Source organism: Halobellus sp. GM3 (assembly GCF_052545375.1).
The window spans coordinates 259,018-283,876 of sequence record NZ_JBQWLT010000006.1; the positions used below are offsets into that span (position 1 = coordinate 259,018).

The window sequence follows — 24,859 nt, forward strand, 5'->3', positions numbered from 1 at the left end:
GTTAGACTCCTCCGTCGCCGGCGGAAACGTTCCACCGTTTTTCCAGATAGCGTTGCCCAGCGTAGAACACGATGTTTACGACGAACGCGATGATCATCAGAACGGTCACCACGCCGAAGATCGTTCCCATATCGAACTGTGCCATCGCGTGTTGTAGCCGCAGGCCGAGACCGCTCTTCGACGCGAACAGCTCCGCGAGGATGACTCCGAGGAACGTGAGACTGAACGCCAGGCGCAGTGCGACGGTCAGCTGCACGAGGATGAACGGGAACGCGATGTGGCGGAACGTCTGCCATCGCGAGAGTCGCAGCGAACGCCCGAGGTCGAGGTAGATGTCGTCGATCTCCCTGACGGCGGCCATCGTGACGAGGATCATCGGGAACAGTCCGTGGAACATCGCGAAGGTCATCTTCGACATGAACCCGATCTGGAACAGGAACAGGAAGATCGGGAAGAGCACGACCTTCGGCACCGAGTAGATCGACAGCACGTAGATCTCGAAGACGTCGTAGAGGAAATCGTTCAGGCCGAGCACGAGGCCGATCACACCGCCGCCGACAGCGGCGATGACGAAGCCGACCAAGAGCGCTCGCATAGTCGTCTGCAGGTCGGGCCACCAAGTCCGCTCGAATCCGTTCTGGATGACCTCGACCGTGGCTCCGGGGCTGATGATGAGGTTGGGGAACAGAACGGTGATCAACTGCCAGAACACGACGATCGCTACCGGAACGAGCAGCCGACCGATCGTGACCGAATCCCCGAGCGAGTCGGTTCCCGGGAGGATAGATTCTTTCGTGGCCATCGTCACTCACCGACCCCCGATCGCCGGTAGAGGTAGTTTTCGATCCGAACCAGACCGAGGTTCACCGCGACGGCGATGATGACGATCAGCAGGATGCCCGCGTACATCTCGCCGGTGGCGAAGTTCTGGTAGTTGTAAGCGATCAGGTAGCCAATGCCGTTAGTCGCGAGGATGAACTCGCTCGCGAGCACCGCGAGCATCGCGTAGATGAACCCGAGTTTGAGTCCCGTGAAAATGTATGGAACCGCCGCGGGAATGTAGATCTGAGTGAACATCTGTTTGGTCGAGAGATTGAGCGACCGTCCGACATCGACGAAGACGTCCTTGACGTTCTCGAAGCCGTTAGCCGTGTTGACGACGATCGCGACGACCGACGTGAAGAACCCGATCACCATGATCGGGATACGGTTCAGCCCGAAGATGGCGATAAACACCGGGTAGAACGCGAAGATCGGCATCGCGTAGTAGGCGATGAGGTACGGGTCGAGAACCCTGTGCAGGAGCTCCTGCCGCCAGAGAAGCGCTCCCGCCGGTATGCCGACCAGCACGGCCGCAAAGAAGGAGGCGAACACCGTCCCGGCCGTCATAAACAGGTCGTTGAAAATCGATCCCGATCCAACGAGTGACGCCAACGTGCCGACCATATCCGAGGGCGGGGTGAACGTTATATACTGAACTCTCCCGCTCCGTCCGAACCACTCCAGAAAGCCGACGCAGCCGAGGAAGATGGCGACCTGTGTTATTCGGATTTTCTGCCTACGGGCGAGTGGTGTGACCATATATACTGTAGTGCGTGTTATTTTCAATCATATTTATCGCTTTGGTACACGGTATCGAATGGCGAGCGCGATATGAGACCGGACGCCGGCCTCGAACTAGAAGCCGTCGACCTGCTTCGATTCCGGCAGGACGCTCTGGTCGACGATTTCGCTCCAGTTGGGCTGTTCGTCGATCGTCCCCTGCTCGATCATCGCCTCGGCAGTCGAGGTGAGGATCTCCTTCGTCGGCGGGGTGTTGAACATCTGGTCAGGATTGACGGCTTCCAGCGAGTCGATCGCGAGCTGCTCGGGGACATCGGCGACTTCGGCCCACATCGCCGCGGCCTCCTCTGGGTTCTCCTTGGTGAAGTCGTTTCCGTCGATGACGCCGCGGACGTACGCTTCTGCGAGTTCGCGGTTCTCGTTCAGTATCTGATCGCTCGCCGCGAGCGTGAACTGGGTGTAGTGGTCGACGTGGTCTCGGCCGCGGAACACCAGCTTGGTCGTCCCCTCATCGAGCGACCTCGTTGAGATCGGTTGCAGCGTCCACCCGGCGGCGACGGCGCCTTCCTGCAGTTGCGTGGCCGTCTCGCCGAGTCCGCCGGTGTAGGCGATCTCGACGTCATCGAGACTGATGCCGTCTGCCTCTTGCAGCGACCTGATGAGGACGGCCTCGCCGGACGAGCCCGGACTCGAGGCCCCGATCTTCTCGCCTTTCAGGTCTTGGATGCTCTCGAAGGGGGCGTCGGGTCGGGTGTGGAACTCGATGTCAGTAGACGAGAGGTAGATGCCGATGATCTTGAGTGAGGCGCCGGCCAAGTGCGCGTTCACGAGTGCCGAGAGCGCCGCGCCACCGATGCCGATTCCGCCCGTAGTCAGCCCGCGAACAGTGTCGCCGCCGCCGGAGAACGAGACGAACTCCGAGACCTCCATCCCGTGATCCTCCCAGAACCCGTTGTTCCGGGCGGCGACCATCGGAGTGAAGTTCGTGATCGCTGGGTAGTGCGCGAGCGCGATCTGAGAGCTCATAAGCTCCGATTCGCCGCTCTCGGTCTGGGATGGCGTTTCCGTTTCGTCGCCTCCACCGCCGCTTTGAGTCTGTGGCTCCGAATCCGTCTCGTTGCCGCTTCCCCCGCCGAGACAGCCGGCCATACCTGTTGTGGCGCTGACGCCGACACCGCCCGTGATCTTGATAAAGGATCGACGATCCATATTCATCATAGTTCTTCAGGGTGTATTAATACCTTTTGACTTCTCTTTGGCATCGTCGATCGGTGAGGAGCGAGATATGGCAGACATATGTTACGTTTGTCTCGGGTCTCCAGATTCAGTCCGTGGCAGTCAGGGCGATCTTTCCCGCGCGATGGGCTTGATCGGGCCGTTCTCTCGTCGACAGTTCGGGCGACGGCCTGCGCGGAACCAACATATATCACATACCCGTCATAGTGACGAATCCTGACACCCATCAGCTATCTTCGAACCGGACGCCCCCGTCAGCTACGGCCGGGGCATTTCCTCGGTTCACCCCGTCGGGGGACAGCCATCGGGACGGCGCAAAAAAAGGGCGGATCCGCTTGGTGAGACGCCTCCAGCCACATCATATCAGAAACAGACACCGTGTCAGAGAATATCATAACACTCACCCGAACATCGTGACGACGAGCGCTCCGGCGACGATGACGACAGTCGCCCCGGCGAGACGCCACGTGATGCGCTCGAGGCGCCGAGGCATAAACACCGCCGAGAAGACGACGACGAAGAGGGTGTAGGTCATAACAATCGGGACGACGACGCTGACGGGCGCTAGTTCGAGGGCGAGGTAGTACCCGAGCAGGAACAGGCTGTTACCGACGCCCGCGAAGACGAACCAGCGCGTGTTGATTGACCAGATCGTGCCGAACGACGGCAAGGCCGACTTCCAGCGGAGATAGGTGAGAAATCCCACCGTCGCGGCGAACGTCTTGAGTGCGAGTCCGACCGGGGCGGGTGTTCCTTCTCGAAGACCCGACGTCGCGAAAATCGGTTCGAAGCCGTACGCGAACGCCGCACCGAACGGGAGCAGGAGCCCGATCAGCAGCTCTCGACGGGACAGATCGTCGGGGTTCTCCTGAGTCGTCTCCCAAGAGAGGGCTGCGACGCCGAGTACGATAAAGGCCACCCCGACACCATGAGGAACGGTCACGTTCTCTCCCAAGATGAGGATTCCGAGGCCGGACGCGACGATGGCCTGCGTCGCGACAATCGGAGAGGTGCGGCTCGCACCGATTCGATCAATGCTCGTGTACATAAACACCCGCCCCAACATCGTCCCGACGAGCCCCGCCGCGACGAACATCACCAGGGAGTCGCGGGTCAGTCCGTAGTTCGGGAAGTACAGCACGCCCACCACGGGAATCAGGACGACGAGATTCGTGATCATGACGACGAGCACGCCGTCGAAGGCTTCGCCCTCGGAGGTTCCGAGCCGGATCCAGAGCTGGCTGGCGGCGTTCGACATCGCCGCGGCGACGGCGATGACAATCGCACCGAGGTGTGAGACAGCTATCATACGTGGTGCATACTCTTATCTAGCACGAAGTGAGTCACGGTTGTCGCTCACTCATCTATATATTACGGTCCCATCGCGGTTCGATCGCTCCTCACCGACTCGTTCTCGTCTGTCGAGAGCGACGGTGCGATGCTCTCCGAGGTTCGTTTCCGCCTCTCGAAAAACGGTGTCGTCGAAGCGCCGACCGAGAGCTCAGATTCCGCGAGATCAGTTCGTCAGCTTCTTGATCTCGGGCATGACCTCGTCGGCGAACAGTTCGAGGTTCTTCCGGACGAGGTGGTCGGGGAGCGAGCCGAACTGGAACAGCCCGATGAACTCTCCGAAGCCGCCGATGGCCTCGTACTGGTGTTCGATCTCCGCCGTCACCGTCTCCGGCGAGCCGACGATGATCTCTCCGGTCTCGATGAGCGCGTCGAAGTCGAAGTCCAGCGCCTTCTGAGCCTTGTCCGGCGCGTGATCCGCGTAGGAGAACGAGTCGTCCTCGCGGTAGGCGGACTCGCCGACTTGGTCGACCGCGCCGGCGCGATAGAGGCCGGCGTAGAGTTTGTCGTAGAAGAACTCCATGTGTTCTTCGGCCTCTTCGCGCGCTTTCTCGTCCGTCTCGGCGACGTACGTCATCCGTGCCGGACCGAAGTACTCCTCGGTGGGTTCCCAGCCGTGCTGCTCACGGGCGACTTTGCGGTAGTACTTCGCGGAGTCGACGAGGCTCTGCGTTCCGACGTAGACCTGCCCGAATGGAATCTGCTTCTTGGCGGCCCACTCGAGGGAGGCCTGACTCTCTGCGGGCATCCACAGGGGTGGATGCGGATCCTGTTTGGGTCGGGGCCAGATGTAGACGTCGTCGTACTGCCAGAACTCCCCGTCCCAGTCGAAGGGTTCGTCTGCGGTCCACGCCTTGACGATCAGCTCCCACGCCTCCTCGAACCGGCCGCGGGACTCGTTGGGATCGATGTTGTACGCGGCGTACTCCGTCGGGATGCCCCGGACGAACCCGCTCCTGATCCGCCCGTCGCTGATGTTGTCCAGCATCGCCATCTCCTCGGCGAGGCGGACCGGGTTCCCCCGGATCGGGAGAATGTTCCCCATAACGGCGAGATTGATGTCGTCGGTCCGCGCGGCCATATGTGAAGCCACCAAGTTCGGGCCCGGCATAATGCCGTAGGTTGTGTAGTGGTGTTCGTTGAACCCGATCGTGTCGAAACCGAGTTCCTCGGAGTACTCCAGCTGTCCAAGGTAGTCCTTGTAGAGCTGCGGACCCTTTTCGGGATCCCACGAGTCTTCCGAGTAGGGCCAGGCCATTGCGCCGCTTTCCTGGTAGGGCATCAGGTGGAAGTGAGTGACCTCCATATGCACTCCCACAGAGCCAACTTTAAATAACACTTCTGGTCGATAGCAAGCACCAAAGGAGAAAGCACCACAGTAGTGAGACGCATACCATCTGTGGAATGTTATGTGACCGGTCGAAGCAACCGTCGTGATTCCCTTCGCCTCGTCGATCGAATCGCCGGCAAGGCCACTTTCCCATAGCACCGGCCGACTCGGCGACTCGATGGAGGCCCACTGCGTCGCCGGATCGGGTGCAAACACGCCAGCCACGATAGACACACGACAGTCGGTGGTCCGCGAGGGCCCGAACGTGCTTCGCCCCGTTCGTCGACGCTCGGATACGGTACTCCAGAACTTCACACGGATAACGAGCGGGGCGCTGGGATCGCAGGCTTCGATGGCGTAAGCGAACGATTCGTACAGAACTCCTACGGTCGACATCACCGTTCTCGTTGACGGCGTCAGCGGTGGGCGAGAAGTCACGACGGTTCGGGCGTCTTTATCGACGTAGCTGACGGGTTGTCTCTTTTGAAGGAGAAAACGACACTCTGTGGTCGGATTCACCCTCATCACGGACGAAAGGCATCGTCTTCTTTGAAAGAGAGCGTTCCCTGCCTGCGCGCGGTTTGTCCCAAATGATACTGCTATACGAAATTATATTTACCGCCGATCCTCGTCTAACAACGAGCGTGCTGGTACTGAGATGCCGCTCCTGCGGCGCGACAGGGTACCGATATGACATTCACAACCAGAGGTGAGGTGACCAGTGGCCTCGGCAAGGGACAGGAGTTCGTCACCCTCGATGGGTACGTCGACCAGTTTCAGACGCAACTCGGCTACAAACCGTTCCCGGGGACTCTCAACGTGGAAGTAGCGGAGAATCTCGATAGGGAGTTCGACAAACTGGATCCAATCCGGATAGATGGCTGGTGCGACGGGGACCGGTCGTTCGGGGCGGTCAACTGCTACCCCGCGACTGTCGACCCGAACGACGGCGATCAGGAATTCCCGCTTCATGTTCTCGTCCCAAAACGGACCGAGCACGACCCGTCGACGTTGGAGATCATCGCGCCGGTGAAACTCCGGGAAGCGCTCGACCTCTCCGACGGTTCGACCGTCTCGGTACGGGTCGAGTCCCGGTAGGCGACGCGGGTGCGCAGACTGGAACGTGCTCTCGATGCGCTTGGCGGACCTGATCCGGCGCAAGTCGTTCTCTTGGGCGAGCGCCTGGACTGAATACCACTGTGCAGCTATCGGATTTCGAGTGTGTATCCATTCATAATGAGTACTCTCGTCTCTCCCGCCGAGCGCCACCCCCGCCGACGGCGCTCGCGGTGAAACGTGAGCGTAATCATTATCGGATTTCCTGCGACGATCGTTACCGGCGACCACTCGACCGACCTCGGCTCCGACGGCGGGGACTGTTCCGACAGCTTCGTCCCTATCGACACCGGAGGCCTCCGTACTCTCACAACATCCCGTCTGTTGCAGACAGCCAAGGTAGGCTCCGTGGCACGTCCACGCGCACGGCAGCGGCCGATAGGATCGTCGATACTGTTTTAGAACTTACATCTGGACTGTTCGGGCTCTCGAGCAGAATATTTATACAGGTACCTATGAAACGTTCGTTAAATTATGGTAGATGAGTATAATAGCCATTTTGTGAACGTAGACGGCATCCGGACCCATTACCTCGAGGCCGGCAGCGACAACGACCAGACTCTCGTTCTTGTTCACTCTGGCGAGTTCGGTGCCTCCGCGAGGATGACGTGGAAATTCAACATCGGCTCGCTCGCCGAGAAGTACCACGTGATCGCGCCCGACCTCCTCGGCTTCGGTCATACGGACAAGTTGTTCGACTTCGAGGACACGTTCGATCGTCGGATCCGACATCTCGCCGCCTTCTTAGAAACCCTCGACGTAGACGAGGCACACTTCATCGGTAACTCGATGGGTGCGGGCTATCTGGCCAGTCTCGCCTGCGAGGACCAACCGCTCGAGTTGCCAATCCAGAAGATGATCCTCATCAGCGGCGGTGGTGGGACGCCGCAAGGATTCGGTGACATCATCAAGGACTTCGACGGATCGCGAGAGGAGATGGCGAAAATCCTCGACGTGCTCTTCTACGAGCCAGAAAAACTCGGCGAGGAGTTCCTCGAGGCGAAGACGGCCGAGAGTAGAATCCCCGGTCACTGGCAGGCCCTGAGTGTCATTCGGTTCGACGCCCCGTTCGAACAGGACCGCGAATTCAGGCGCCGCCACGACTACGAGAGCATTGACGTGCCGACGCTTGTCGTCGGTGGGGAGGACGACGAACTGAAGCCCGCTGAAGAAATGCGAGAGTTCGCCGACCAAGTCCCCGGTTCGGAGCTAGAGCTTCTCGAGAACTGCGCTCACTGTGCGCACATCGAGCACCCCGAACAATTTAATCAGCTCGCGTTCGACTTCTTCGAGGAGTAACGTACGCGGCTGAGTTGATTTCGGTAGATCCACCCGCACCGAATCCGTCTCGCCTCCCGGACCCTCTCAAATTACGATAGCACGTCTGCAGCGAAAGGGGCCCACGACCGGCGCGAGCACTCTAGCGACTGCAAGTGTCGATTGACGTCGGACAGCTCTTGGACGCTACTATAGCAAACGCCGATTCCGACACAAAGCGGGGATGTTCACCGATTCGAGATCAGTCCTCCAGAAACGCGAGGGGCAGCTAACCGTGGGATATCCCCGTCGACGGCGACGTGCTCTGTCTGTACGTCCACGACCGATGAAGGACACGAGTGCCGAAGACCGTTAGCGCGCGTGACCCCGCCCTGAGCGGTGAACGACTAGGATTTCCCAGACGGCTCGAACCACCGGAAGGAGGGTAGAAACTCACGTATGCGGCCACAGCGGCAAAGCGGACACCGCAGTAGTAGCGTTTGCACCGGTTTGTGACCCGATCGCTCGCTGTCGGGCGATCGAGTGCGCGAAGACGCACAACCGCCGCGATAAAAGATGCGAGTCATTGTACGGTATATCCAAACACCGCCAGTCTTGACACTGCGGTATCAGCTCACACAGTTCGCGGAGATTCAGCGCGTCCGGGAATTAATCCCGATTAATCACTAAATTATGAGCGATCGGTGGATTCCACTTGTTCGGGATATCCAGACATTGTTGATATTTCCCACGTGTGAAATTCACAACCGGAGAAAGCGAGCAGTCGGCACGAATATCCCCCACACGCCACCCCTTCTCGGCGACTTTTGGACGGTCTGTCCCGATGCAGGGCCTCAATCGGACGGCCCGAATTACAAACATAGTACTGTAATAGATGGGAAATCCCATCGGAGAAACCGAACGAGGTTGTGTTCGGAATACCCGAATTTAAATCAATGTTATTATAATTCGCGCGCCGAATCGGTCGTCAGGCGCGCTCAGCCGAAGCTCTCGACGTACGCGTCCTCGGGAGCGACTCCGTTGGATTCGAGGATCTGCTTCGCCTCGGTGCAGAAGTCCGCGAACCCGAACACGTAGACGGTTCCGTTCGAGGCGTTCTCGGCGACTGCCGATTCGAGTGCGCCCTCGTCGGAGCCGAACACACGGATCGTCTGTCCGTCTTCGGAGAGCGCGTCGAGGCGCGTCTTGTGCGCTGGCGCGTCGTCCTGGTAGATGACCGCCGCTCGGTGGCCGTGCGCGGACGCGCGCTCGGCGATGGCGACCGCCGGACCGATCCCGGGCCCACCGGCGATCGTGACGACATCGCCCTCATCGTCGTACGCGATCTCGCCGTACGGCCCCTCGATCTGGATCGTATCGCCCGGCTCTCGGGAGGCGAGCCACTTCGAGAGCCCGCCCTCCGGATCGACGCCGACCGTGACCTCGAACCCGGTGTCCACCGACGGCGAGGAGATCGTGTAGTATCCCGCCTCTTCGTCGCCGTCGACATCGGCGCGCAACAGCACGAACTGTCCGGGGAGTGCCTCGAGCGGTTCGTCGACTTCGAGTTCGAGCGCGACTGTGTCCTCACCGACGTCGGTGACCGCTGTGACGCGTGCGGAGTGTTCTGCCATCAGAGGTGAATGAGAGCCCCCACCTCTAATCGTTTCCGATGACGGGGGCCAATGTTTATAATAGGAGCCGGATAACTGGCGGACTGACTATGGGAAGCGAGTATGTGAGTCGGTTCGTGACAGTGCAGGGTATCAAAACGCACTTCCTCGAGGCCGGTGCCGGGAACGACGAGACGCTCGTCCTCCTCCATCCGGGCGAGTACGGCGCGTCGGCTGAACTCAGTTGGCAGGAGACCATCGACGCGTTCGCCGAGACGTACCACGTCATCGCGCCGGATATGATCGGATTCGGGAAGACCGACAAACTCTTCGACTTCGGCGACGCCTTCGACCGCCGGATCGAGCACCTGTCGGCGTTCCTCGAGACGATGAACGTCACGGAGGCCGACTTCATCGGGAACTCCATGGGAGGGGGGTACCTCGCGAGTGTCGCGTGCGAGGAACCGCCGCTTTCGCTCCCGATACGCAAAATGATCGTCATCAGCGGGGGCGGCGGCGTCCCCGACGGGTTCGGCGAGATCATCCGGGAGTTCGACGGGACCGAAGAGCAGATGGCGAAAATCCTCGACGTGCTCTTCTATGAGCCGGAGAAACTCGGCGACGACTTCCTGACGCGAAAGACCGAGGAGAGTCGGATCCCCGGACACTGGCAGTCGCTGAGCGCCATTCGGTTCGAGCCCCCCTTCGAGCAGGAGCGCGAGTTCCGACGGCGGCACGACTACGAGAGCATCGACGTGCCGACGCTCCTCGTCGGCGGCGAGGAGGACGAACTCAAGCCGCCGTCGGAAATCCGAAAGCTCGGCGAACAAATTCCGGGCGCGCGCGTCGAACTGCTCGACGACTGTGCACACTGCGCCCATATGGAACGCCCCGAGACGTTCAACGAACTCGCGTTCGAGTTCTTCGCCGACGACTGAGTACTGCGGTCGCCGGCACGCTGGACGGGGACACGGTCCGCTCGGATTCGCCGGCCTTCGGCCGCTGCGAACAGCCTTCGGCTGCTACGAAAGGCTTTTCGCCGCTACGGTATCTGTTCGCGGAGTTCGAGCGTGTAGCCGTACGGGTCCCGGACGAGGCACATTCGACTGTCGAGCCAGTCGACCGACTGGGGCTCGGTGAGTGCCGTTCCGTCGGAGTCGGCGACCCGCCGGTAGACGGCGTCGAGGTCGTCGTCCAACCCCACCGCGAAGAACGCGCCCTCGCCCCGCCCCGTCTCGGCGGGCGCCTCGAGGTTGAACGCTTGGAACACCTCCGGGGGGTAGTCCGCCTGTAGTTTGAACGTGACGGCGCCGACGTCGTACGTCGCGCTCTGATCGTCCGCGTCTGCCACCGAGAGGCCGAGCACCGATTCGTAAAACGCTCTAGCCGCAGTCAACTCCGGTACCAACAGGAAGCACTCTGTGAGTGAATCTCCGCTCATAGTGTCCGATATCGCGTTCGCCCACCGACGAACTAACCTTTTTGCTTCGGTTCGGCTAGTGTCAGCGCTCGTCCGGTTATCGCGCGTTTGCCCGTCTTCGCGCACTCGACCGCCCGGTGTCGGGCGAACGGATGCGTAAGCAGGTGCAAACGCTACTGCCGTGCCCACGCTGCTGTGCCGGCAACTGTGCCCAGTTCGACCGGGCCGTCGGCACCCCCGTGGGGAGCGCAAACGAAATCGACACCGGACTGACGGCAACGTTTATATTCTGCTACGGACTACGTTAGCATCGATGACGTCTCAGCCAGAAGCGAGTGCACCACGTGCTCGGGTGGTGACCGATGTGGACCACTAGCTCAATGTCGGGCGGATTCACCGGGCTCAAGGATCCGGTCGGGGACCTCGACGACGCCGTAGCCGCGTTCGAGGCGGGCGAGCCGGTGCTCATCCACGATGCGACGGAGCGAGAAAACGAGATCGACATCGTCTATCCAGCCTCCGCGGTCACCCCTACAGCCGTATCGCGGATGCGGAACGACGCCGGCGGACTGATCTGCGTCGCCCTCTCGGACGCGGTCGCACGGGAGTTCGACCTCCCGTTTCTCGCCGACAGTCTCGATCATCCCGTCGGCGAGGCGAACGACCTCGCCTACGACGACCGCTCGTCGTTCTCGCTGCCGGTGAACCACAGCGAGACGTACACGGGAATCACTGACAACGACCGCGCACTGACGATCACGATGCTGGCGGCGGCCGCGCGGGACCCCGCCGCGACCGACTTCGCGACGGAGTTCAACGCGCCCGGGCACGTGCACCTTCTCAAGGCCGCCCCGGGGCTGCTCGAGGAGAGACAGGGACACACCGAATTCGGCGTCGCGCTCGCGGAGCGAGCGGGTGTGCCGCAGGCGGCGGTGGTCTGTGAAATGCTCGACGACAGGACCGGCGAGGCGCTGTCGCGGCAGAAGGCCGTGGCCTACGCCCGCGAGGAGGGCCTCGTCTTCATCGACGGGTCGACGATCACCAACCGGATCCGATCCGGAGTGACGCGAGCGGACGAGCGCTGACGAGACTGTCGGGAGCGGGCCGGATCATACAGGCGACCACGGGACAGCAGCCAGCGTGTAGTGGCGTCAGAGGCGGTGATCCGCGGCGCTTGCCGGCCGGAGACGCAGAGTGGGCACAATGTTTTTATAACAGTCGAGGGTTACAGAAGGTATGGAAGTCATTAACTTCCACTTAATGCCGTGGCAGGACGCCAGTGATATGGCATGGCCATACTCTGAGGACAAATTCGATCCAGACATCGGGTCGGACCTCTATCAGACCTACTTCTCACAGCTCGAATACTCCGAGGAACTCGGTTTCGATATCATCGGATTCAACGAACACCACTACACAGCCTACGGACTGATGCCGGGACCGAACTTGGTGGCTTCACACATGGCCGCGCGGACAGACGATATCGGCCTCGCCGTGCTCGGTAACGTCCTCCCGATCCGGGGGAACCCGGTCCGCCTCGCCGAGGAGATGGCGATGCTGGACAACATCAGCGACGGGCGGATGACAAGCGGGTTCGTCCGCGGCATCCCGACGGAGTACGCCGCGTACAACATCGATCCCAACGAGTCCCGCGGCCGGTTCGAGGAGGCGTGGAAGCTGATCACGAAGGCGTGGACAGCCGAAGATCCGTTCGACTGGGACGGCGAGTACTGGCAGTACGACGACGTCTACATCTGGCCCCGGCCCAAACAGGACCCCCACCCGCCCCTGTGGATGCCCGCCGAAAGCCAACAGTCCCTCGAGTGGGCCGCCGAGCAGAAGGTCCCGATCGGACAGGTGTTCGTCGGAACGCAGAACCTCGTCGACTCCGCGAAGTACTACCGCAAAGTCGCCCGTGAGCAGCACGGCTGGGAGCCCACGGAGGAGTACATCTGGCCGGCACGGAAGACGTACGTCGCCGAGACGGACGAGAAAGCGCGCGAGGAGGCCAAAGAGCACATCGAGTTCTTCTACAACAACCTCCTCGGCGGGCTCTATCGCGCCGGCGCGGTCCAGCAGGTCGGCGAGTCGGCCTACCGCGAGGACGACTCGTTCTCCTATGCGGACCACGCACCCGAGAAGGGACAGAAAGCGATGGAGGCCGATTTCGAGGCGCTCGTCGAGAGCGGCGAGATCATCGTCGGCTCGCCGGAAACCGTGACGGCGGAGATCGAACACCAGTACGAGGCCATCGGCGGCTTCGGGAAGTTCATCGGGCTGTTCCAGTTCGGCTCGCTCCCCGACCACCTCGTCCGGAGGAATATGGAACTGTTCGCCGACGAGGTCATGCCCGAGATCAAGAAGCTGACGAACTAACCACCGATCGAGGCCACACAGCGCGATGTACCCGCTCGATTCCACACGGAGGCACCCTGCGGATCCCACACGGAGGCACCCCACGGGATCCGTTCAGAGGGGGTACGCGCGCGGCGACCCGACAGCTCGGAACAGGTATTTCCCGCGCGGAACGGTCGGGACCGAGCGAGACGACGGATCCCAGACGTGACCGAGGGATCGAGAGCCGCCGTATCGAACGCGGTCGGACCACGAGTCGTCACGCGACTGCCCGCGACGGTGTTCGCTGCGCGGCGATCGGGCGTAGCCACCCTCGCGGGCGACGCGTAGAGCGATGATCGACCGTTCGATCCTGGCTGGACACGCCCTACCGGAGCGAGAGTGGTTCGCCGTTCCCGTCGGTATCGCCATCGCCGCCGGCATCCTCCAGTATTCCCCCTACGGGTGGGAACTGACGGCGATGTTCGCGATCACCGCGTTCTGCATCTGTCTCTGGATCGCCGCCCCGGTGCCGACGTGGTACACGTCGCTCGTCGGGATCGCGCTCATCGGGATGGCGTTGTCGCTCGACCTCGCGCTCCGAGGGTTCCAATCGCCTGCCGTGTGGCTCGTCGTGCTCGGGCTGCTGATGGGCGAGGCGATCACGGAGAGCGGGCTGGCGGCCCGCGCAGAAGTCGGACTGCTGCGCCGCCTGCCGGAGCGCGTGCTCGAGCGTCCCGCCGCGGCGTATCGAGTTCTCTTGATCGGACTCTGCGCGCTCGGCGCCGCGTTCGCCGTCGTGATCCCGTCCGCGCTGGTTCGCGTGCTGATGTTGGGCCCGATCGTACAACTGGTCGGCGACTCGTTCTCCTCGCGCAACGCGAAGGTCGGGCTGTTTCTCGGTCCGCTGTTCGCCACGTACTTCGCCGGAACAGGGATCCTCACGGGATCGCTCGTGAACATACTGATAACTGGAGTCGTGGACGCCCAGGTCGGCGAGCCGATCACGTGGACGCAGTGGGGGACGTTAATGTTCCCCGTAATGAGCGTCGCGCGGGTCGCTCTCATCGTCGTGGTCACGTCCCTGTTGTACCGTCCCGCACCGGACGAACAGGTCGACCTCACACGCGATACTGTCGCGCCGACGACTGACGGGTCTCGGCGGATGCTGTTGTATCTCGCCGTCGGCGTCGCCGTCTGGGTGACGGACGGCATTCACGGGCTCCACCCGCTATTCGGCGCGTTATCCGTCGTGGTCCTTTCGTTCACGCCGAAAATCGGCGTGGTGTCGTTCGAGCGGGTTTCCGCGGTGAATTTCTCGATCGTGTTCTTCCTCGGCGCGATACTGGCCATCGCGGAGGGCCTCATCCACGCGGAGTTCGGGTCCCACGTGACCTCGTTCATCCTCGCGTGGATCCCCGCGGACACGACGATGCTCGGCGCGTTTCTCGTCGTACTCGGGATCACGATCCCGCTGACCCTGCTGATGTCCGGGCTCACGTCGGCGAGCGTACTGACGCCGGTGTTCGTCTCGTTCGCGCAGTCGCTCGGAATCCCGATCACTCCCGTGATGCTGGTCGAAGCGATGGCCCTCAGCGTGTACTTCTTCCCGTATCAGTCGACGGTGCTGATCGCGATCCTCTCGATGGGCGTCGTGGATCTGCGAGAGCTCGTGGTCGCGTCTTCAGTGATCTCGATTAGCACGATCCTCGTGGTGTTCCCGCTCCAGCTCGGACTCCTGTTTCTCGTGTTTTGAGCGGCGGACCTCACGGATTCGTGAGTAGTATTGAAATCAGTGAAGTGGCCGTCTTTCTCGTCTACGAAGAGTCGCGGGCGATCGGCGACGATCGCGTTACGAGACGGAGGCGCGCTGGTGGAAGCCGCCCGAATTGCCCGTGCTTTCGCGAGGGCCGAACGCAGATCGACCGAAGACATCGTCCGAAAAATGTGGATACAGTCGTTAATACTGGTGTGTGTAGGGAACCAGCATCTCGTTACTGCCGGATCGGTAGACCGAAACGGGCGAGACGGCGAGACCGCTGTGTGGCAACCACAAGGACAACATTTATTATCAACTAATATGTGGATAGGACCGAGGATTAAGAGTGATATTCCAAGATAGTTCTCGACGTCGATTCATCAAAGCGACAGGTGCGAGCATCGCGGGCGCCTCGCTGGCCGGGTGCACGTCGTTCGGCGGTGGCGGCAGCGAGTACGAGCCACGGATCGCCGCGGTGACGGCGCTCACCGGACCGCTGGCAATCGGCGGAACGAAGGTGGGGGAGATCGCCGAGATGGCGGTCGCCGACGCGAACGAGAAGTTCAGCGACAACGACCCCGTCGAGGTCACGGTCGAGGACTCCGAATCGAACGTCCAGACAACCCGAAACCTCGTCGGACAGGCGCTCGACGACGGCGCAGTGGGGATCAGCGGGACCGTCTCGAGCGACGTCGGCATCTCGATGCGGGAATACGCGATGGAGAACGAGGTCCCGTTCGTGCCGAGCGTCGCGGTGAACAGCGACATCACGCAGGCCGGGACCGAGTACGTCGCCCGGACCTACGGCGACGTCACGCAGCTCGCCATCGGCGCGTGTGAGTACATGCAGGAACTCGGACTGTCGAACGTCTCGTTCCTCGGTGCCGACTTCACGTACCCCCGAACGTTCCTCGACTCCGTCAAGGAGTACGGCGGCGAGTACGGCGTCGAGATCATCGAAGAGCAGTTCGTTCCGCTCGGGACGGACAACTTCAACCCGGCGATCTCGAACATCGACCTCGAGACGGCCGACGCCCTGTTCCACATCTACCCCGGCGCCAACGCGACCGTGCTCACAGAGCAGTTAGAACAGAACAACGTCTACGACTCCATCGAGACGTCCTACGGCGGCAACACGTTCGCGACGCCCTCCTACGCCGACGCGACCGGAGACACCAAACGGCACGTGAGCTTCGCCGCGGCCGACCGGTCGACGGAGCCGGCACAGAACTTCGAGAGCCGCGTCCGAGAGGAACTCGACGCGAGACCGGACATCTACCACTACCAGGGGTACGACTCCATCCGGTTCCTCGCGGAGGCGATTCATCAGGCCGAAGAGCTCACGCCGCAAGCGGTGTACGACGCGCTACTCACGACCGACTATCAGACCGTGACGGACAACACGACCGTCGACCTCGGCGACGGCGGATACAACGCCGCGTTCGAGGCGCCGACGCTCCGGTGGATCGAGCAGGACGGCGAGGTGACTGCGGAAGTCGCGTACAAATCCGAACCGCTCAGCTACCGATAACCGCGGCGCCCGTATCTGACTATGACGCTCCATACTGAGAATATCAAGAAACGCTTCGGGGGCTTACTAGCGTTAGACGACCTCTCTATCGAAGTCAACGACGGCGTGATCACGGGACTCATCGGGCCGAACGGCGCCGGGAAGACCACGCTCTTCAATATCATCACCGGCACACTGGCCCCCACCGCCGGCGACGTCGTCTTCAACGGCGAGACCATCACAAACAAGAGCGCCCACGAGATCGCCAGGCGCGGACTGACGCGGACGTTCCAGACGCCGCAGCCGTTCTTCGAGCTCACCGTCGAGGAGAACGTCCGAACCGCCCGACACTTCGGGTTCGACGGGGACCGCGGCTCCGGTACGTTCACCGTCGATTCCGTCCTCGAACTGCTCGAGATGGACGAAAAGCGCGATGAGTCGCCCGAGAACTTACAGCTCATCGAACAGAAGTACCTCGACTTCGCCCGCGTGCTGGTGATGGAGCCGGCGGTGATTATGCTCGATGAGATGTTGGCCGGGTTGAATCCGACGGAGAAGAACGAGTTCGCCAATCTGGTGACCGAGCTCCACCGCGAGTACGACGTCGACTTCTTCATTATCGAGCACGATCTGGATCTCATTCGCAAGCTCACCGACGAGCTGATCGTGATTCACGAGGGTCGGCTGCTGTCTTCGGGACCGACGGAAGACGTGATCAAAGACGAGGCGGTTCAGGAGGCGTACATCGCATGAGCGAAAGAGGAAAGCGATGAGTGCGCACGAGTCGCAGTCAGCGCAGACCGCGCTGCTCGAAGTCACGGACCTGAAAGCAGGGTACGGTCAGCTCACGATCATCGACGGGATCACGTTCAGCATTACGGAGGGCGAGATCATCTCGATTGTCGGCCCGAACGGCGCCGGGAAGACGACGCTGATGAACACGCTCGGCGGCTTACTCGAGCCCCAAGGCGGCTCGATCGTGTGTAAGGGAACGGAGATCAGCGGCCTCTCGCCCGACGAACGAATCGGCGTGGGACTCTCTCTCGTTCCGGAGCGCCGGAACCTCTTTCGGAATATGACCGTCCGAGAGAACCTCATCTTGGGGACGTATCAGAACCGCGACGCGGACCGCGAAACGCTGCTCGCGGAGGTCTACGACATCTTTCCGCGTCTTAAAGAGCGGACCGACCAGAAGGCGGGAACGCTCAGCGGCGGGGAGGCACAGATGCTCACGGTCAGCCGGAGCATCATGACCGATCCGGACATCCTGCTATTGGATGAGCCGACGATCGGGTTGGCGCCGAAACTCATTCCCGACCTCTTCGATGCGATCAAGCAGATCAACGAGAACGGGGTCTCGGTCGTCTTAGTCGAACAGCGGGTCGAGGACTCGCTCAGAATCGCCGACTACGGGTATCTGCTGGAAAACGGCCGACTCACGCTGGATGGAACGCCTGACGAACTCCTCGCGAACGACGAGATCATCACCCGATATCTGGGTGGCGAATGACACAACCGATGATATGCACCTACCCATCCCCGACAGATCGAAACCGGACGCGGAGCCCGATTGGCGCGGAGCGTGACCGATGTTAGCGCACGTGGCCCCCTTCACCGTCTCCGGCGTCGCACAGACCCCAGTGGTACTGCAATCACTGCCGGTTCGACAGCTACTCTCGGTGCTGATAAACGGGTTCATCTTCGGCGGCATCTTCGCGTTGACGGCGCTGGGGCTGACGCTCATCTTCGGGATCCTCGACGTTCCGAACTTCGCGCAGGGCGAGTTCGCGATGTTCGCGGGGTATCTGACGGTCCTCCTCAGTACGACCGTCGGCCTCGGACTCGTCCCGACGATCGTCATCGCCCTCGTGCTGACGTTCGTCGTCGGGGTCGCGATGGAGCGGACGGTGATCGCGCCGCTATACGGCGACGACGAGTTCCTGCTGAAGTCGTTTTTCGTCTCCTTCGGCGTCGTCATCGCGTTCGAGCAGATCCTCATCCGCCAGTTCGGATCCGGGTTCTACCGCATCTCGGCCCCCGAACTCGGCACGTTCTACGCGTTCGGAACGCCCGTGACGGGGATACAGTTGATCGTCGCCGTCGCCGCCATACTCATCCTCTTGGGACTGTACGTGTTCACGCGGCACACCTACCTCGGGCTGGCGATGCGGGCCGTCGCGGACGACCGGGCCGGGTCACAGGTGACCGGGATCGACATCGACCGCGTGAACACCATCACGTTCGGGATCGGCGCCCTCCTGACCGGCGTCACCGGAATTCTCTACGGCATAATGTTCCCGCTCTCGCCGACGACCGGCGTGAGCCTCACCGCGTTCGCGTTCGTCATCGTGGTCGTCGGCGGCGTCGGTTCGTTCGGCGGCACGATCGTCGCGAGCCTGCTCATCGGCATCGTCGACAACTTCACCGCGGTGTTCATCGGCAGCGAGTACCGGTTTTTTGTCATCTTCCTGATACTACTCCTCGTGTTAGTTATCTATCCCGAGGGACTCAAGGGTGATTCGATATGAGCACGCGATCCGTCCCGGACGTCTCGGCGCTGCTCGCAGACCCGATCGTGAAAGTCGGCGTGGCCTTCGCGGCCGTCACCGCGGTGTTGCCGTTCGTCCTGAGCCAGTCGATGCTGTCGCTGGTCACGCTGGCGATCGTGTACGCGATCCTCGGGATCGGCGTCGTCGTCTCGATCGGCTACTCCGGACAGCTCGTGATCAGTCAGGCCGCCTTCGCCGGGATCGGCGCCTACACGTTCGTGAAGGTGACCGCGGCCGGCCTTCCGTCGTGGGGGGGCGTCGTCATCGCGACGGTGTTGACGACGCTCATCGCGGGGCTGCTCGGCGCCACGGCACTACGAGCGACGGGTATCTATCTGGGAATCATCACGCTCGCGTTCAACGAACTGTTCGTCATCCTGCTCAATCTCTTCCCGGGGTTCTTCGGCGGCGACGCGGGGATCAGCAGCCCGAACCTGACACTCGGTCTGGCGGCGGTCGGGGTCCCGGAGTACGTCCAGCACCACTGGATCGCCGCGCTCGCGTTCATCGGCGTGTTCCTCGTGGTTCGCCGGATCCTCGACTCGCCGTACGGGTGGGCCTTCCGCTCGCTGCACGAGAAACAGATCGTGAGCCAGTCGATCGGCATCAACAACGCGAAGATGCGCGTTCTCGCGTTCGTGTTGAACGGCGCCGTCGTCGGCTTCGGCGGGGCGCTCTATGCGCCCTTCGTCGGGTACATCTCCCCGTCGCTTTTCAACCTCCACGCGACGATCGACATCTTCATCGTCGCCATCGTGGGCGGGCTGACGCTTCTGAGCGGCAGCCTCATCGGCGGCGTGTTCGTCATCTTCATCCCGGAACTGCTCCGCGGTATCCAGGCCTACGACAACGTGCTCTTCGGGCTCTTGCTCATCTTCTTTCTCATCTACCTCCCCGACGGGATCGGCGGCTCGGTCCGGGATTTCGTCCGGGAGCGGCGTCAGTCATCCGCGTCGGCCGAAGAGGCGGACGACTGACGTCGGCGGAGACGTTCTCCGAGCGACCTCAGGACTCCGTCGGTTTCCCCGGGAAGTTCACGAACGCCTCCAGCCGCGCCCCCGCGTCGTCGAGAATCGACGACCCGTGATACACGAGGATGGTGTCGAAAGAGTACTCGAGGAGGCGTTCGAGGTTCCGCTCGAGTGCGATCAGATCGGTGCTGTACACCGCCGGCGGTAAGATCGGATAGCCCGCCGGGAGGCCTCGCTGGTCGGAGCCGTTCACCACGTCGCCCGAGATGACCACACCACGGTCCTCGTCGACGAACGCGTAACTGTCCGGTTTGTGCCCGGGGAGGTGAAGCGCCTCGAACGCGCCGATCGAATCGCCGTCGTCGTAGCGTCGGTCCGGATCCACGTCACCGAGGTCGGACTGTTCGGACGCCCACACGTCCGGCCCGTGGGCATCGATCACCGCCTCGAGCCCGTTCGTGTGGTCGTAGTCTGCGTGGGTGATGACGACCCGCTCGGGCGTGACGCCGACGGCGTCGATCGCTTCCAGCAGCGTTTCCGCGTCCTCGTCGGGCCCGGTGTCGAACAGCGTCGGCGTGGGGCCGTCGGCCAGATACGCGCGGTACCGCCGCCCGTCGGCTTGTTGTCCGGCCGTGAGGTCGTAAAGGTCGGGACGAATGTTCGTTGCGTGAGACATCAGTGGTGCGTCGTCGCGTTCGGACTTGTATGTTGTCAGTTACCCACGACTGAAGTCATGGGCTTCCTCCTTGTATTTTTGTGACGAAGCGGTGTGGTTCGTCGCGCTTCGGTTCCGTGTGGGGCCGTGGAGGCCGGCGGGCACATATATTCAAGCAATTGAATATATCTACGGTACTTACTGTGAATTGATATTGACATCTGGCTCTTAAATCCATCAGAGTAGGTGTTTAGCTGTTTTGGTATATTTATGAAACCTCACACAGTAATACAGGAAATTGATATTTAGATATTGATTAGAATCCGGTCGGCCGACAGAGAGTACCGAGAGAAAACACTGGAACAGTCGGACCGCGGCGGCCAGTTAGTACGCGGCGTCAACGATCTCGTCGTCGAGGTCAGCGAACTGTTCGAGGTACGAGCGGCGCTCCGAGCGGAGGTCGGCGTGGGCCCCCTCGAAACCGTTGACGTGATCGGCGACCGTGTACCGCCCGATATCCATCCCGGGGACCGACGTCGGTACCGTCAGGCCGGTATGGTCGGTGGTCCACTCGACACTCCCACGGGCGACGCCCTCGAGGATGGCGATGGTCTCCGCGACGCCGACATCCACGGGATCGTCGGTACCGACGACACCGGTGTTGATCACGAAGCAGTCGAGGTCGAGGTCGTCGATCAGGTCGTAGAAGCGGTTCCCCTCCGCCCCCTTCGACCCGACGATGAACGGGTTGGTGCCGACCACTCGGATCGACTCGCCGATCCGGGAGGGGTCGCCGGCGCTCGTCTCGACCGACTCGCCGAGCATGAACGCCGCCGCGGCCTGCGTCTTGGTAAGCTTCGCGATCGGCGGCATCAGCGGGTTTCGGGTGATGAAAAACACCTGGTCGACCCGTTGCAGGTCGATCTCGTCGGCCGAGCTATCGAGGTGATCCCGGCGGATCACCGCGCGCGCGTTCCGGCCGTACCGCGGTTCCTCGAAGCGAACGGTCCCGTCGTCGTCGACGGCGACGTTCTCGAGGACCGCCCCCTCGTCGGTGGCCGCGCGGTGGAGTTCGGGCTGCTCGTCGGCGTCCAGCCCGAGCGTTTTGATGTAGAGCCCGCCGCCCTCGCTCCCCGCGACGGTCCCCGAGGGCAACAGCGCGCACACGTCGTCCTGCAGCATCTCCGCGCCCTCGGGATCGTCGAGCCAGAGACCGTGGCTGGTCAGCGTCGACTTCCCGGTTCCCGAGAGCCCCAAGAAGAGCTGTCCGACTTCCTGTCGGCCCTCACTGTCCTCCAGCGTGACGCGTTTGCTCCCCGCGTGGAGTCCGAGGCCGCCCGCCTGCTTCGCGCGATACATATACAGTCGGAGGAACGACTTCTTCGCTTCCCCGGTGTAGTCGCTTCCGAGCACGGTCGTGACCCCCGCGTCGGGGAGGATGCGGATTCGCGGCTCGTCGGTCGCGTCCGGGAGCTGTACGGTGACGAAGTCCGGGTCGGCTCCCTCGGCCGGGTCGAGAAGCTTCGCCCACGCGAGCGCGATGCGACCGTACTCCCTCGGCAGAAACAGCCGGCAGACGGCCGAGACGTCCTCGTGGTGCCCCACCACTCGGTCGACGCAGAGCACGTCGTTCGCGGGGTCGCTCACCCACTCGAGACCGCGGTCGAACACCGCGAGGTCCGCCTCCTCGAAGGAGTCGTCGACGGCGTTCGCGGTCCGGTCCGCACTCCGCGACCGGTACTCGCTCACGTACGACGGAGCCCCGAAATCGGTGGTGCGCTCGAGGTGGGAGGAGTAGTCCCGAAGGTCCGAAAACGAGGGGTTGTGCGTGACGTGGTCCGCTGTCTCCGGATCGGGGAAGTCGTCGATCGTCGGCCAGCGGGTCGAATCTACCATCTTAGGAGACTGTGGGCGACTCGGTTGCATAAATATGCTGAATGCGACGAACCCCCGAAGAAGATGATGTAAGATTACGCGGCGGCGGGGACCGCGACCGTCGAGGCAGTTCCGTCTCGGTCTTCTGATACTGTCGGACACGGCTGTTCCAAAATATTCGTCACCTAGGAGTGACGAATATTCGTCACCGGCCTACGTCCGACAGTATGACCGGTCTACGCGGCGTTGGAACAGCGTTATACGGCGCGTGATCGAAGCAGGCCGTGATGAAACTCACGGCCGAAGAGGTCGACATCGGGACCCGGACCCCGACGGTGTTGCTCAACTCGACCGACGCGAGCGAACTCGGGGCCCACCCGCTCGATCGAGTCCGTATCCAGCACGGTTCGGACGTCGCGACGGGGATCGTCGAGATCACCGACGAACTGGTCAGGCCGGGACTGCTCGGCGTAACGCGTCAGATCAAACACATCACCGGCGACGTCGACGTCACGCTCGCGTCCAGACCCGACTCCGCCGCGTACATCACCAGAAAACTGGACGACGTCGAACTCGAAACCACCGAGATCGATACCATCGTCCGGGACATCAACCGCGATCTACTGAGCGACATCGAACTCGGCGCGTTCGTCTCCGGCGTGTACACGAACGGGCTCTCGCGGGAGGAGATGATGGCGCTCACCGACAGTATGGTGGCCGTCGGCGACGTCGTCGAGTGGGGGACGGCGCCGATCGTCGACAAGCACTCGATCGGGGGCGTCGCCGGCAACCGCGTCACGCCGATCGTGGTTCCGATCGTCGCGGCGGCGGGACTCACGATCCCGAAGACCTCCTCCAGAGCGGTGACCTCCGCGGCCGGGACGGCCGACACGATGGAGGTGTTCTGCGACGTGTCCTTCTCCATCGCGGAGATTCGAGAGATCGTCTCGGAGACGAACGGGTGTATGGTCTGGGGCGGCGCGATGAACATCTCGCCGGTCGACGACAAGATCATCAGAGCGGAGACGCCGCTGTCTTTGGACCCGCCCGGTCAGGTGATCGCCTCGGTGCTCTCGAAGAAGAAAAGCGCCGGAGCGACGCACGTCGTCATCGACCTCCCGTACGGGGAGGGAGCGAAAGTCGAGAGCCTCCACGACGCCCGCGAGATGGCCGAGGACTTCAGCCGCGTCGGCGCCAACCTAGGGATGGAGATCGACTGTACGATCACCCGGGGCGAACAGCCGATCGGGCGCGGGATCGGACCCGTACTGGAAGCCCGCGACGTCCTCGCCGTGCTCGGGGGCGACGGCCCGGCGGAGCTCAGAGCGAAGGGCGTCCGCCTCGCACAGGTACTGCTCGATGCCGCCGGAGCGGACGAAACGGCGTCGCAGCTCCTCGACAGCGGCGCCGCGGAGTCGAAGTTCCGCGAGATCATCGGCGCGCAGAACGGCGATCCGCGGGTGTCGCCGACGGATCTCGAACCCGGCCCGCACGAAACGGTCATCCACGCGGAGCGCTCGGGGGTCGTCACGCACGTCGACAACAAACTCGTCAACGAACTCGCGAGGCGGGCCGGTGCGCCGAAGGATCATCGTGCGGGCGCGTATCTCCACTGCCGTACCGGAGACGAGGTCACCGACGGCGACCCAATCGTCACGCTGTACGCGGAAAAACGAGAGAAACTGGAACGGGCCCGGTCGTTCTGTGCGGATACCACGCCGATGCGGATCCACGATCCCCACGAGGCGCTCATCGAGCAGTGGTGAGATCGTTGTAGTAGCCTCCGAGCACGCAGCGGAGCATCACCGCCGTGCGAGCGAAGGGTCCTTTTGGACCACGTTCTTCGCGTGCTTAAAAACATAAATAAAATTACTTTTATAATAAAATATATCGAATACAGATATTAAATGGAAAAGAAAAGATCTTTCTCTCACAGACAGCTACGAGATCATCAATATCAACGAAAACACGGCGTGTTTACCCTCGTGTATCTTGGTCAGTTCGGTGAAAAAATTCTCGTACGATTGGATAGTATTCGCCGGAAAGAACGGCAAAGGGCTATCCCCTTGGTTCCAGAGCGACTGCGGAATACAGCCGGTACTGGTTTTTATTGAGTCGAACCACGTGGTCGAGCGTTACCATTGTCAAGTTGATATCTAACCATAAACTAGTTATGAAAAAAAAGACTGATCTCAAAATAGACAAATACCTTAATATTAAAGAGAACATATATTATATACTTAGAGGCACTGTCTAGTTAACAGCCTCCGCTGGCGTTCGATCATCTAGCGCTTGGTGCGGTCGTTGAAAATTGTAGTAGT

At 61.7% G+C, this 24,859-nt stretch carries 21 protein-coding genes; 12 read left to right on the forward strand and 9 right to left on the reverse strand.

Annotated features, from left to right (window positions below; all coding sequences use genetic code 11):
* Nucleotide 1 precedes the first annotated feature (1 nt).
* From ACT3HL_RS11740 to ACT3HL_RS11760, 5 genes are all read right to left on the reverse strand, one after another.
* Nucleotides 2-802 (reverse strand): ABC transporter permease subunit, encoded by an 801-nt coding sequence (locus ACT3HL_RS11740; protein ID WP_445087019.1) that lies wholly within the window; start codon nucleotides 800-802, stop codon nucleotides 2-4.
* A gap of 2 nt (nucleotides 803-804) precedes the next feature.
* A complete protein-coding gene (locus tag ACT3HL_RS11745; RefSeq protein ID WP_445087020.1) occupies nucleotides 805-1,581 on the reverse strand; it encodes an ABC transporter permease subunit in 777 nt (258 codons plus the stop codon).
* A gap of 96 nt (nucleotides 1,582-1,677) precedes the next feature.
* Nucleotides 1,678-2,772 (reverse strand): ABC transporter substrate-binding protein, encoded by a 1,095-nt coding sequence (locus tag ACT3HL_RS11750; RefSeq protein ID WP_445087021.1) that lies wholly within the window; start codon nucleotides 2,770-2,772, stop codon nucleotides 1,678-1,680.
* 427 nt (nucleotides 2,773-3,199) lie between these two features.
* Nucleotides 3,200-4,108 carry an EamA family transporter gene (locus ACT3HL_RS11755; protein WP_445087022.1) on the reverse strand — a complete coding sequence of 303 codons (909 nt, stop codon included), beginning with the start codon at nucleotides 4,106-4,108 and terminating at the stop codon, nucleotides 3,200-3,202.
* Nucleotides 4,109-4,315: 207 nt separating this feature from the next.
* The gene (locus ACT3HL_RS11760; protein WP_445087023.1) at nucleotides 4,316-5,455 is read right to left on the reverse strand and encodes an LLM class flavin-dependent oxidoreductase; all 1,140 of its coding nucleotides are present in this window, start codon (nucleotides 5,453-5,455) and stop codon (nucleotides 4,316-4,318) included.
* 714 nt (nucleotides 5,456-6,169) lie between these two features.
* Here ACT3HL_RS11760 and ACT3HL_RS11765 point away from each other — a divergent pair.
* Both ACT3HL_RS11765 and ACT3HL_RS11770 read left to right on the forward strand, forming a co-directional pair.
* On the forward strand, nucleotides 6,170-6,577 hold the full coding sequence (locus tag ACT3HL_RS11765; protein ID WP_445087024.1) for a DUF120 domain-containing protein: 408 nt from the start codon (nucleotides 6,170-6,172) through the stop codon (nucleotides 6,575-6,577).
* A gap of 492 nt (nucleotides 6,578-7,069) precedes the next feature.
* Nucleotides 7,070-7,894 (forward strand): alpha/beta fold hydrolase, encoded by an 825-nt coding sequence (locus tag ACT3HL_RS11770; protein ID WP_445087025.1) that lies wholly within the window; start codon nucleotides 7,070-7,072, stop codon nucleotides 7,892-7,894.
* Between the two features lie 956 nt (nucleotides 7,895-8,850).
* Here the strand turns inward: ACT3HL_RS11770 and ACT3HL_RS11775 are convergent.
* Nucleotides 8,851-9,486 (reverse strand): FAD-binding oxidoreductase, encoded by a 636-nt coding sequence (locus tag ACT3HL_RS11775; protein WP_445087026.1) that lies wholly within the window; start codon nucleotides 9,484-9,486, stop codon nucleotides 8,851-8,853.
* Nucleotides 9,487-9,575: 89 nt separating this feature from the next.
* On the opposite strand from ACT3HL_RS11775, the gene ACT3HL_RS11780 reads away from it, so the two are divergent.
* Nucleotides 9,576-10,403, forward strand: a complete 828-nt coding sequence (locus ACT3HL_RS11780) for an alpha/beta fold hydrolase (RefSeq protein ID WP_445087027.1) — start codon at nucleotides 9,576-9,578, stop codon at nucleotides 10,401-10,403.
* Nucleotides 10,404-10,507: 104 nt separating this feature from the next.
* Here the strand turns inward: ACT3HL_RS11780 and ACT3HL_RS11785 are convergent, their stop codons facing one another.
* Nucleotides 10,508-10,906 (reverse strand): VOC family protein, encoded by a 399-nt coding sequence (locus ACT3HL_RS11785; RefSeq protein WP_445087028.1) that lies wholly within the window; start codon nucleotides 10,904-10,906, stop codon nucleotides 10,508-10,510.
* A gap of 359 nt (nucleotides 10,907-11,265) precedes the next feature.
* Between ACT3HL_RS11785 and ribB the strand changes: the two genes are divergently transcribed.
* The 8 genes from ribB to ACT3HL_RS11825 all read left to right on the forward strand — a co-directional run bounded on the left by ribB (nucleotide 11,266) and on the right by ACT3HL_RS11825 (nucleotide 20,014).
* Nucleotides 11,266-11,970 (forward strand): 3,4-dihydroxy-2-butanone-4-phosphate synthase, encoded by a 705-nt coding sequence (gene ribB / locus ACT3HL_RS11790; RefSeq protein ID WP_445087029.1) that lies wholly within the window; start codon nucleotides 11,266-11,268, stop codon nucleotides 11,968-11,970.
* Between the two features lie 151 nt (nucleotides 11,971-12,121).
* Nucleotides 12,122-13,261 (forward strand): LLM class flavin-dependent oxidoreductase, encoded by a 1,140-nt coding sequence (locus ACT3HL_RS11795; RefSeq protein ID WP_445087030.1) that lies wholly within the window; start codon nucleotides 12,122-12,124, stop codon nucleotides 13,259-13,261.
* A 313-nt stretch (nucleotides 13,262-13,574) separates the two neighbouring features.
* Nucleotides 13,575-14,975, forward strand: coding sequence for an SLC13 family permease (locus ACT3HL_RS11800; RefSeq protein WP_445087031.1), 1,401 nt, complete (start codon nucleotides 13,575-13,577; stop codon nucleotides 14,973-14,975).
* Between the two features lie 349 nt (nucleotides 14,976-15,324).
* The gene (locus tag ACT3HL_RS11805; protein ID WP_445087032.1) at nucleotides 15,325-16,509 is read left to right on the forward strand and encodes an ABC transporter substrate-binding protein; all 1,185 of its coding nucleotides are present in this window, start codon (nucleotides 15,325-15,327) and stop codon (nucleotides 16,507-16,509) included.
* Between the two features lie 21 nt (nucleotides 16,510-16,530).
* Complete coding sequence (locus ACT3HL_RS11810) at nucleotides 16,531-17,241, forward strand: ATP-binding cassette domain-containing protein (protein WP_445087033.1); 711 nt, start codon at nucleotides 16,531-16,533, stop codon at nucleotides 17,239-17,241.
* Between the two features lie 16 nt (nucleotides 17,242-17,257).
* The gene (locus ACT3HL_RS11815; protein WP_445087034.1) at nucleotides 17,258-17,998 is read left to right on the forward strand and encodes an ATP-binding cassette domain-containing protein; all 741 of its coding nucleotides are present in this window, start codon (nucleotides 17,258-17,260) and stop codon (nucleotides 17,996-17,998) included.
* Between the two features lie 79 nt (nucleotides 17,999-18,077).
* Nucleotides 18,078-19,016, forward strand: coding sequence for an ABC transporter permease subunit (locus ACT3HL_RS11820; protein WP_445087035.1), 939 nt, complete (start codon nucleotides 18,078-18,080; stop codon nucleotides 19,014-19,016).
* Nucleotides 19,013-20,014, forward strand: coding sequence for an ABC transporter permease subunit (locus ACT3HL_RS11825; protein ID WP_445087036.1), 1,002 nt, complete (start codon nucleotides 19,013-19,015; stop codon nucleotides 20,012-20,014). The genes ACT3HL_RS11820 and ACT3HL_RS11825 overlap by 4 nt, the downstream gene beginning before the upstream one ends.
* 28 nt (nucleotides 20,015-20,042) lie before the next feature.
* On the opposite strand, the gene ACT3HL_RS11830 is transcribed toward ACT3HL_RS11825, so the two are convergent.
* Both ACT3HL_RS11830 and ACT3HL_RS11835 read right to left on the reverse strand, forming a co-directional pair.
* A complete protein-coding gene (locus ACT3HL_RS11830) occupies nucleotides 20,043-20,684 on the reverse strand; it encodes an MBL fold metallo-hydrolase (protein WP_445087037.1) in 642 nt (213 codons plus the stop codon).
* A 363-nt stretch (nucleotides 20,685-21,047) separates the two neighbouring features.
* Entirely contained in the window at nucleotides 21,048-22,559 is a 1,512-nt protein-coding gene (locus tag ACT3HL_RS11835; RefSeq protein ID WP_445087038.1) for a phosphoenolpyruvate carboxykinase, read from the reverse strand.
* A gap of 266 nt (nucleotides 22,560-22,825) precedes the next feature.
* Between ACT3HL_RS11835 and ACT3HL_RS11840 the strand changes: the two genes are divergently transcribed.
* Nucleotides 22,826-24,304, forward strand: coding sequence for an AMP phosphorylase (locus ACT3HL_RS11840; RefSeq protein ID WP_445087039.1), 1,479 nt, complete (start codon nucleotides 22,826-22,828; stop codon nucleotides 24,302-24,304).
* Nucleotides 24,305-24,859 lie beyond the last annotated feature (555 nt).

Excerpts from the sequence above, each read along its gene's own strand:
- ACT3HL_RS11810 (WP_445087033.1), top strand. The coding sequence starts at position 16,531 with ATGACGCTCCATACTGAGAATATCAAGAAACGCTTCGGGGGCTTACTA.
- ACT3HL_RS11820 (WP_445087035.1), top strand. The coding sequence starts at position 18,078 with ATGTTAGCGCACGTGGCCCCCTTCACCGTCTCCGGCGTCGCACAGACC.
- ACT3HL_RS11740 (WP_445087019.1), bottom strand. The coding sequence starts at position 802 with ATGGCCACGAAAGAATCTATCCTCCCGGGAACCGACTCGCTCGGGGAT.
- ACT3HL_RS11775 (WP_445087026.1), bottom strand. The coding sequence starts at position 9,486 with ATGGCAGAACACTCCGCACGCGTCACAGCGGTCACCGACGTCGGTGAG.
- ACT3HL_RS11795 (WP_445087030.1), top strand. The coding sequence starts at position 12,122 with ATGGAAGTCATTAACTTCCACTTAATGCCGTGGCAGGACGCCAGTGAT.
- ACT3HL_RS11800 (WP_445087031.1), top strand. The coding sequence starts at position 13,575 with ATGATCGACCGTTCGATCCTGGCTGGACACGCCCTACCGGAGCGAGAG.
- ACT3HL_RS11760 (WP_445087023.1), bottom strand. The coding sequence starts at position 5,455 with ATGGAGGTCACTCACTTCCACCTGATGCCCTACCAGGAAAGCGGCGCA.
- ACT3HL_RS11830 (WP_445087037.1), bottom strand. The coding sequence starts at position 20,684 with ATGTCTCACGCAACGAACATTCGTCCCGACCTTTACGACCTCACGGCC.
- ACT3HL_RS11785 (WP_445087028.1), bottom strand. The coding sequence starts at position 10,906 with ATGAGCGGAGATTCACTCACAGAGTGCTTCCTGTTGGTACCGGAGTTG.
- ACT3HL_RS11765 (WP_445087024.1), top strand. The coding sequence starts at position 6,170 with ATGACATTCACAACCAGAGGTGAGGTGACCAGTGGCCTCGGCAAGGGA.
- ACT3HL_RS11835 (WP_445087038.1), bottom strand. The coding sequence starts at position 22,559 with ATGGTAGATTCGACCCGCTGGCCGACGATCGACGACTTCCCCGATCCG.
- ACT3HL_RS11745 (WP_445087020.1), bottom strand. The coding sequence starts at position 1,581 with ATGGTCACACCACTCGCCCGTAGGCAGAAAATCCGAATAACACAGGTC.
- ACT3HL_RS11840 (WP_445087039.1), top strand. The coding sequence starts at position 22,826 with ATGAAACTCACGGCCGAAGAGGTCGACATCGGGACCCGGACCCCGACG.
- ACT3HL_RS11770 (WP_445087025.1), top strand. The coding sequence starts at position 7,070 with ATGGTAGATGAGTATAATAGCCATTTTGTGAACGTAGACGGCATCCGG.
- ribB (WP_445087029.1), top strand. The coding sequence starts at position 11,266 with ATGTCGGGCGGATTCACCGGGCTCAAGGATCCGGTCGGGGACCTCGAC.
- ACT3HL_RS11780 (WP_445087027.1), top strand. The coding sequence starts at position 9,576 with ATGGGAAGCGAGTATGTGAGTCGGTTCGTGACAGTGCAGGGTATCAAA.
- ACT3HL_RS11825 (WP_445087036.1), top strand. The coding sequence starts at position 19,013 with ATGAGCACGCGATCCGTCCCGGACGTCTCGGCGCTGCTCGCAGACCCG.
- ACT3HL_RS11750 (WP_445087021.1), bottom strand. The coding sequence starts at position 2,772 with ATGGATCGTCGATCCTTTATCAAGATCACGGGCGGTGTCGGCGTCAGC.
- ACT3HL_RS11755 (WP_445087022.1), bottom strand. The coding sequence starts at position 4,108 with ATGATAGCTGTCTCACACCTCGGTGCGATTGTCATCGCCGTCGCCGCG.
- ACT3HL_RS11815 (WP_445087034.1), top strand. The coding sequence starts at position 17,258 with ATGAGTGCGCACGAGTCGCAGTCAGCGCAGACCGCGCTGCTCGAAGTC.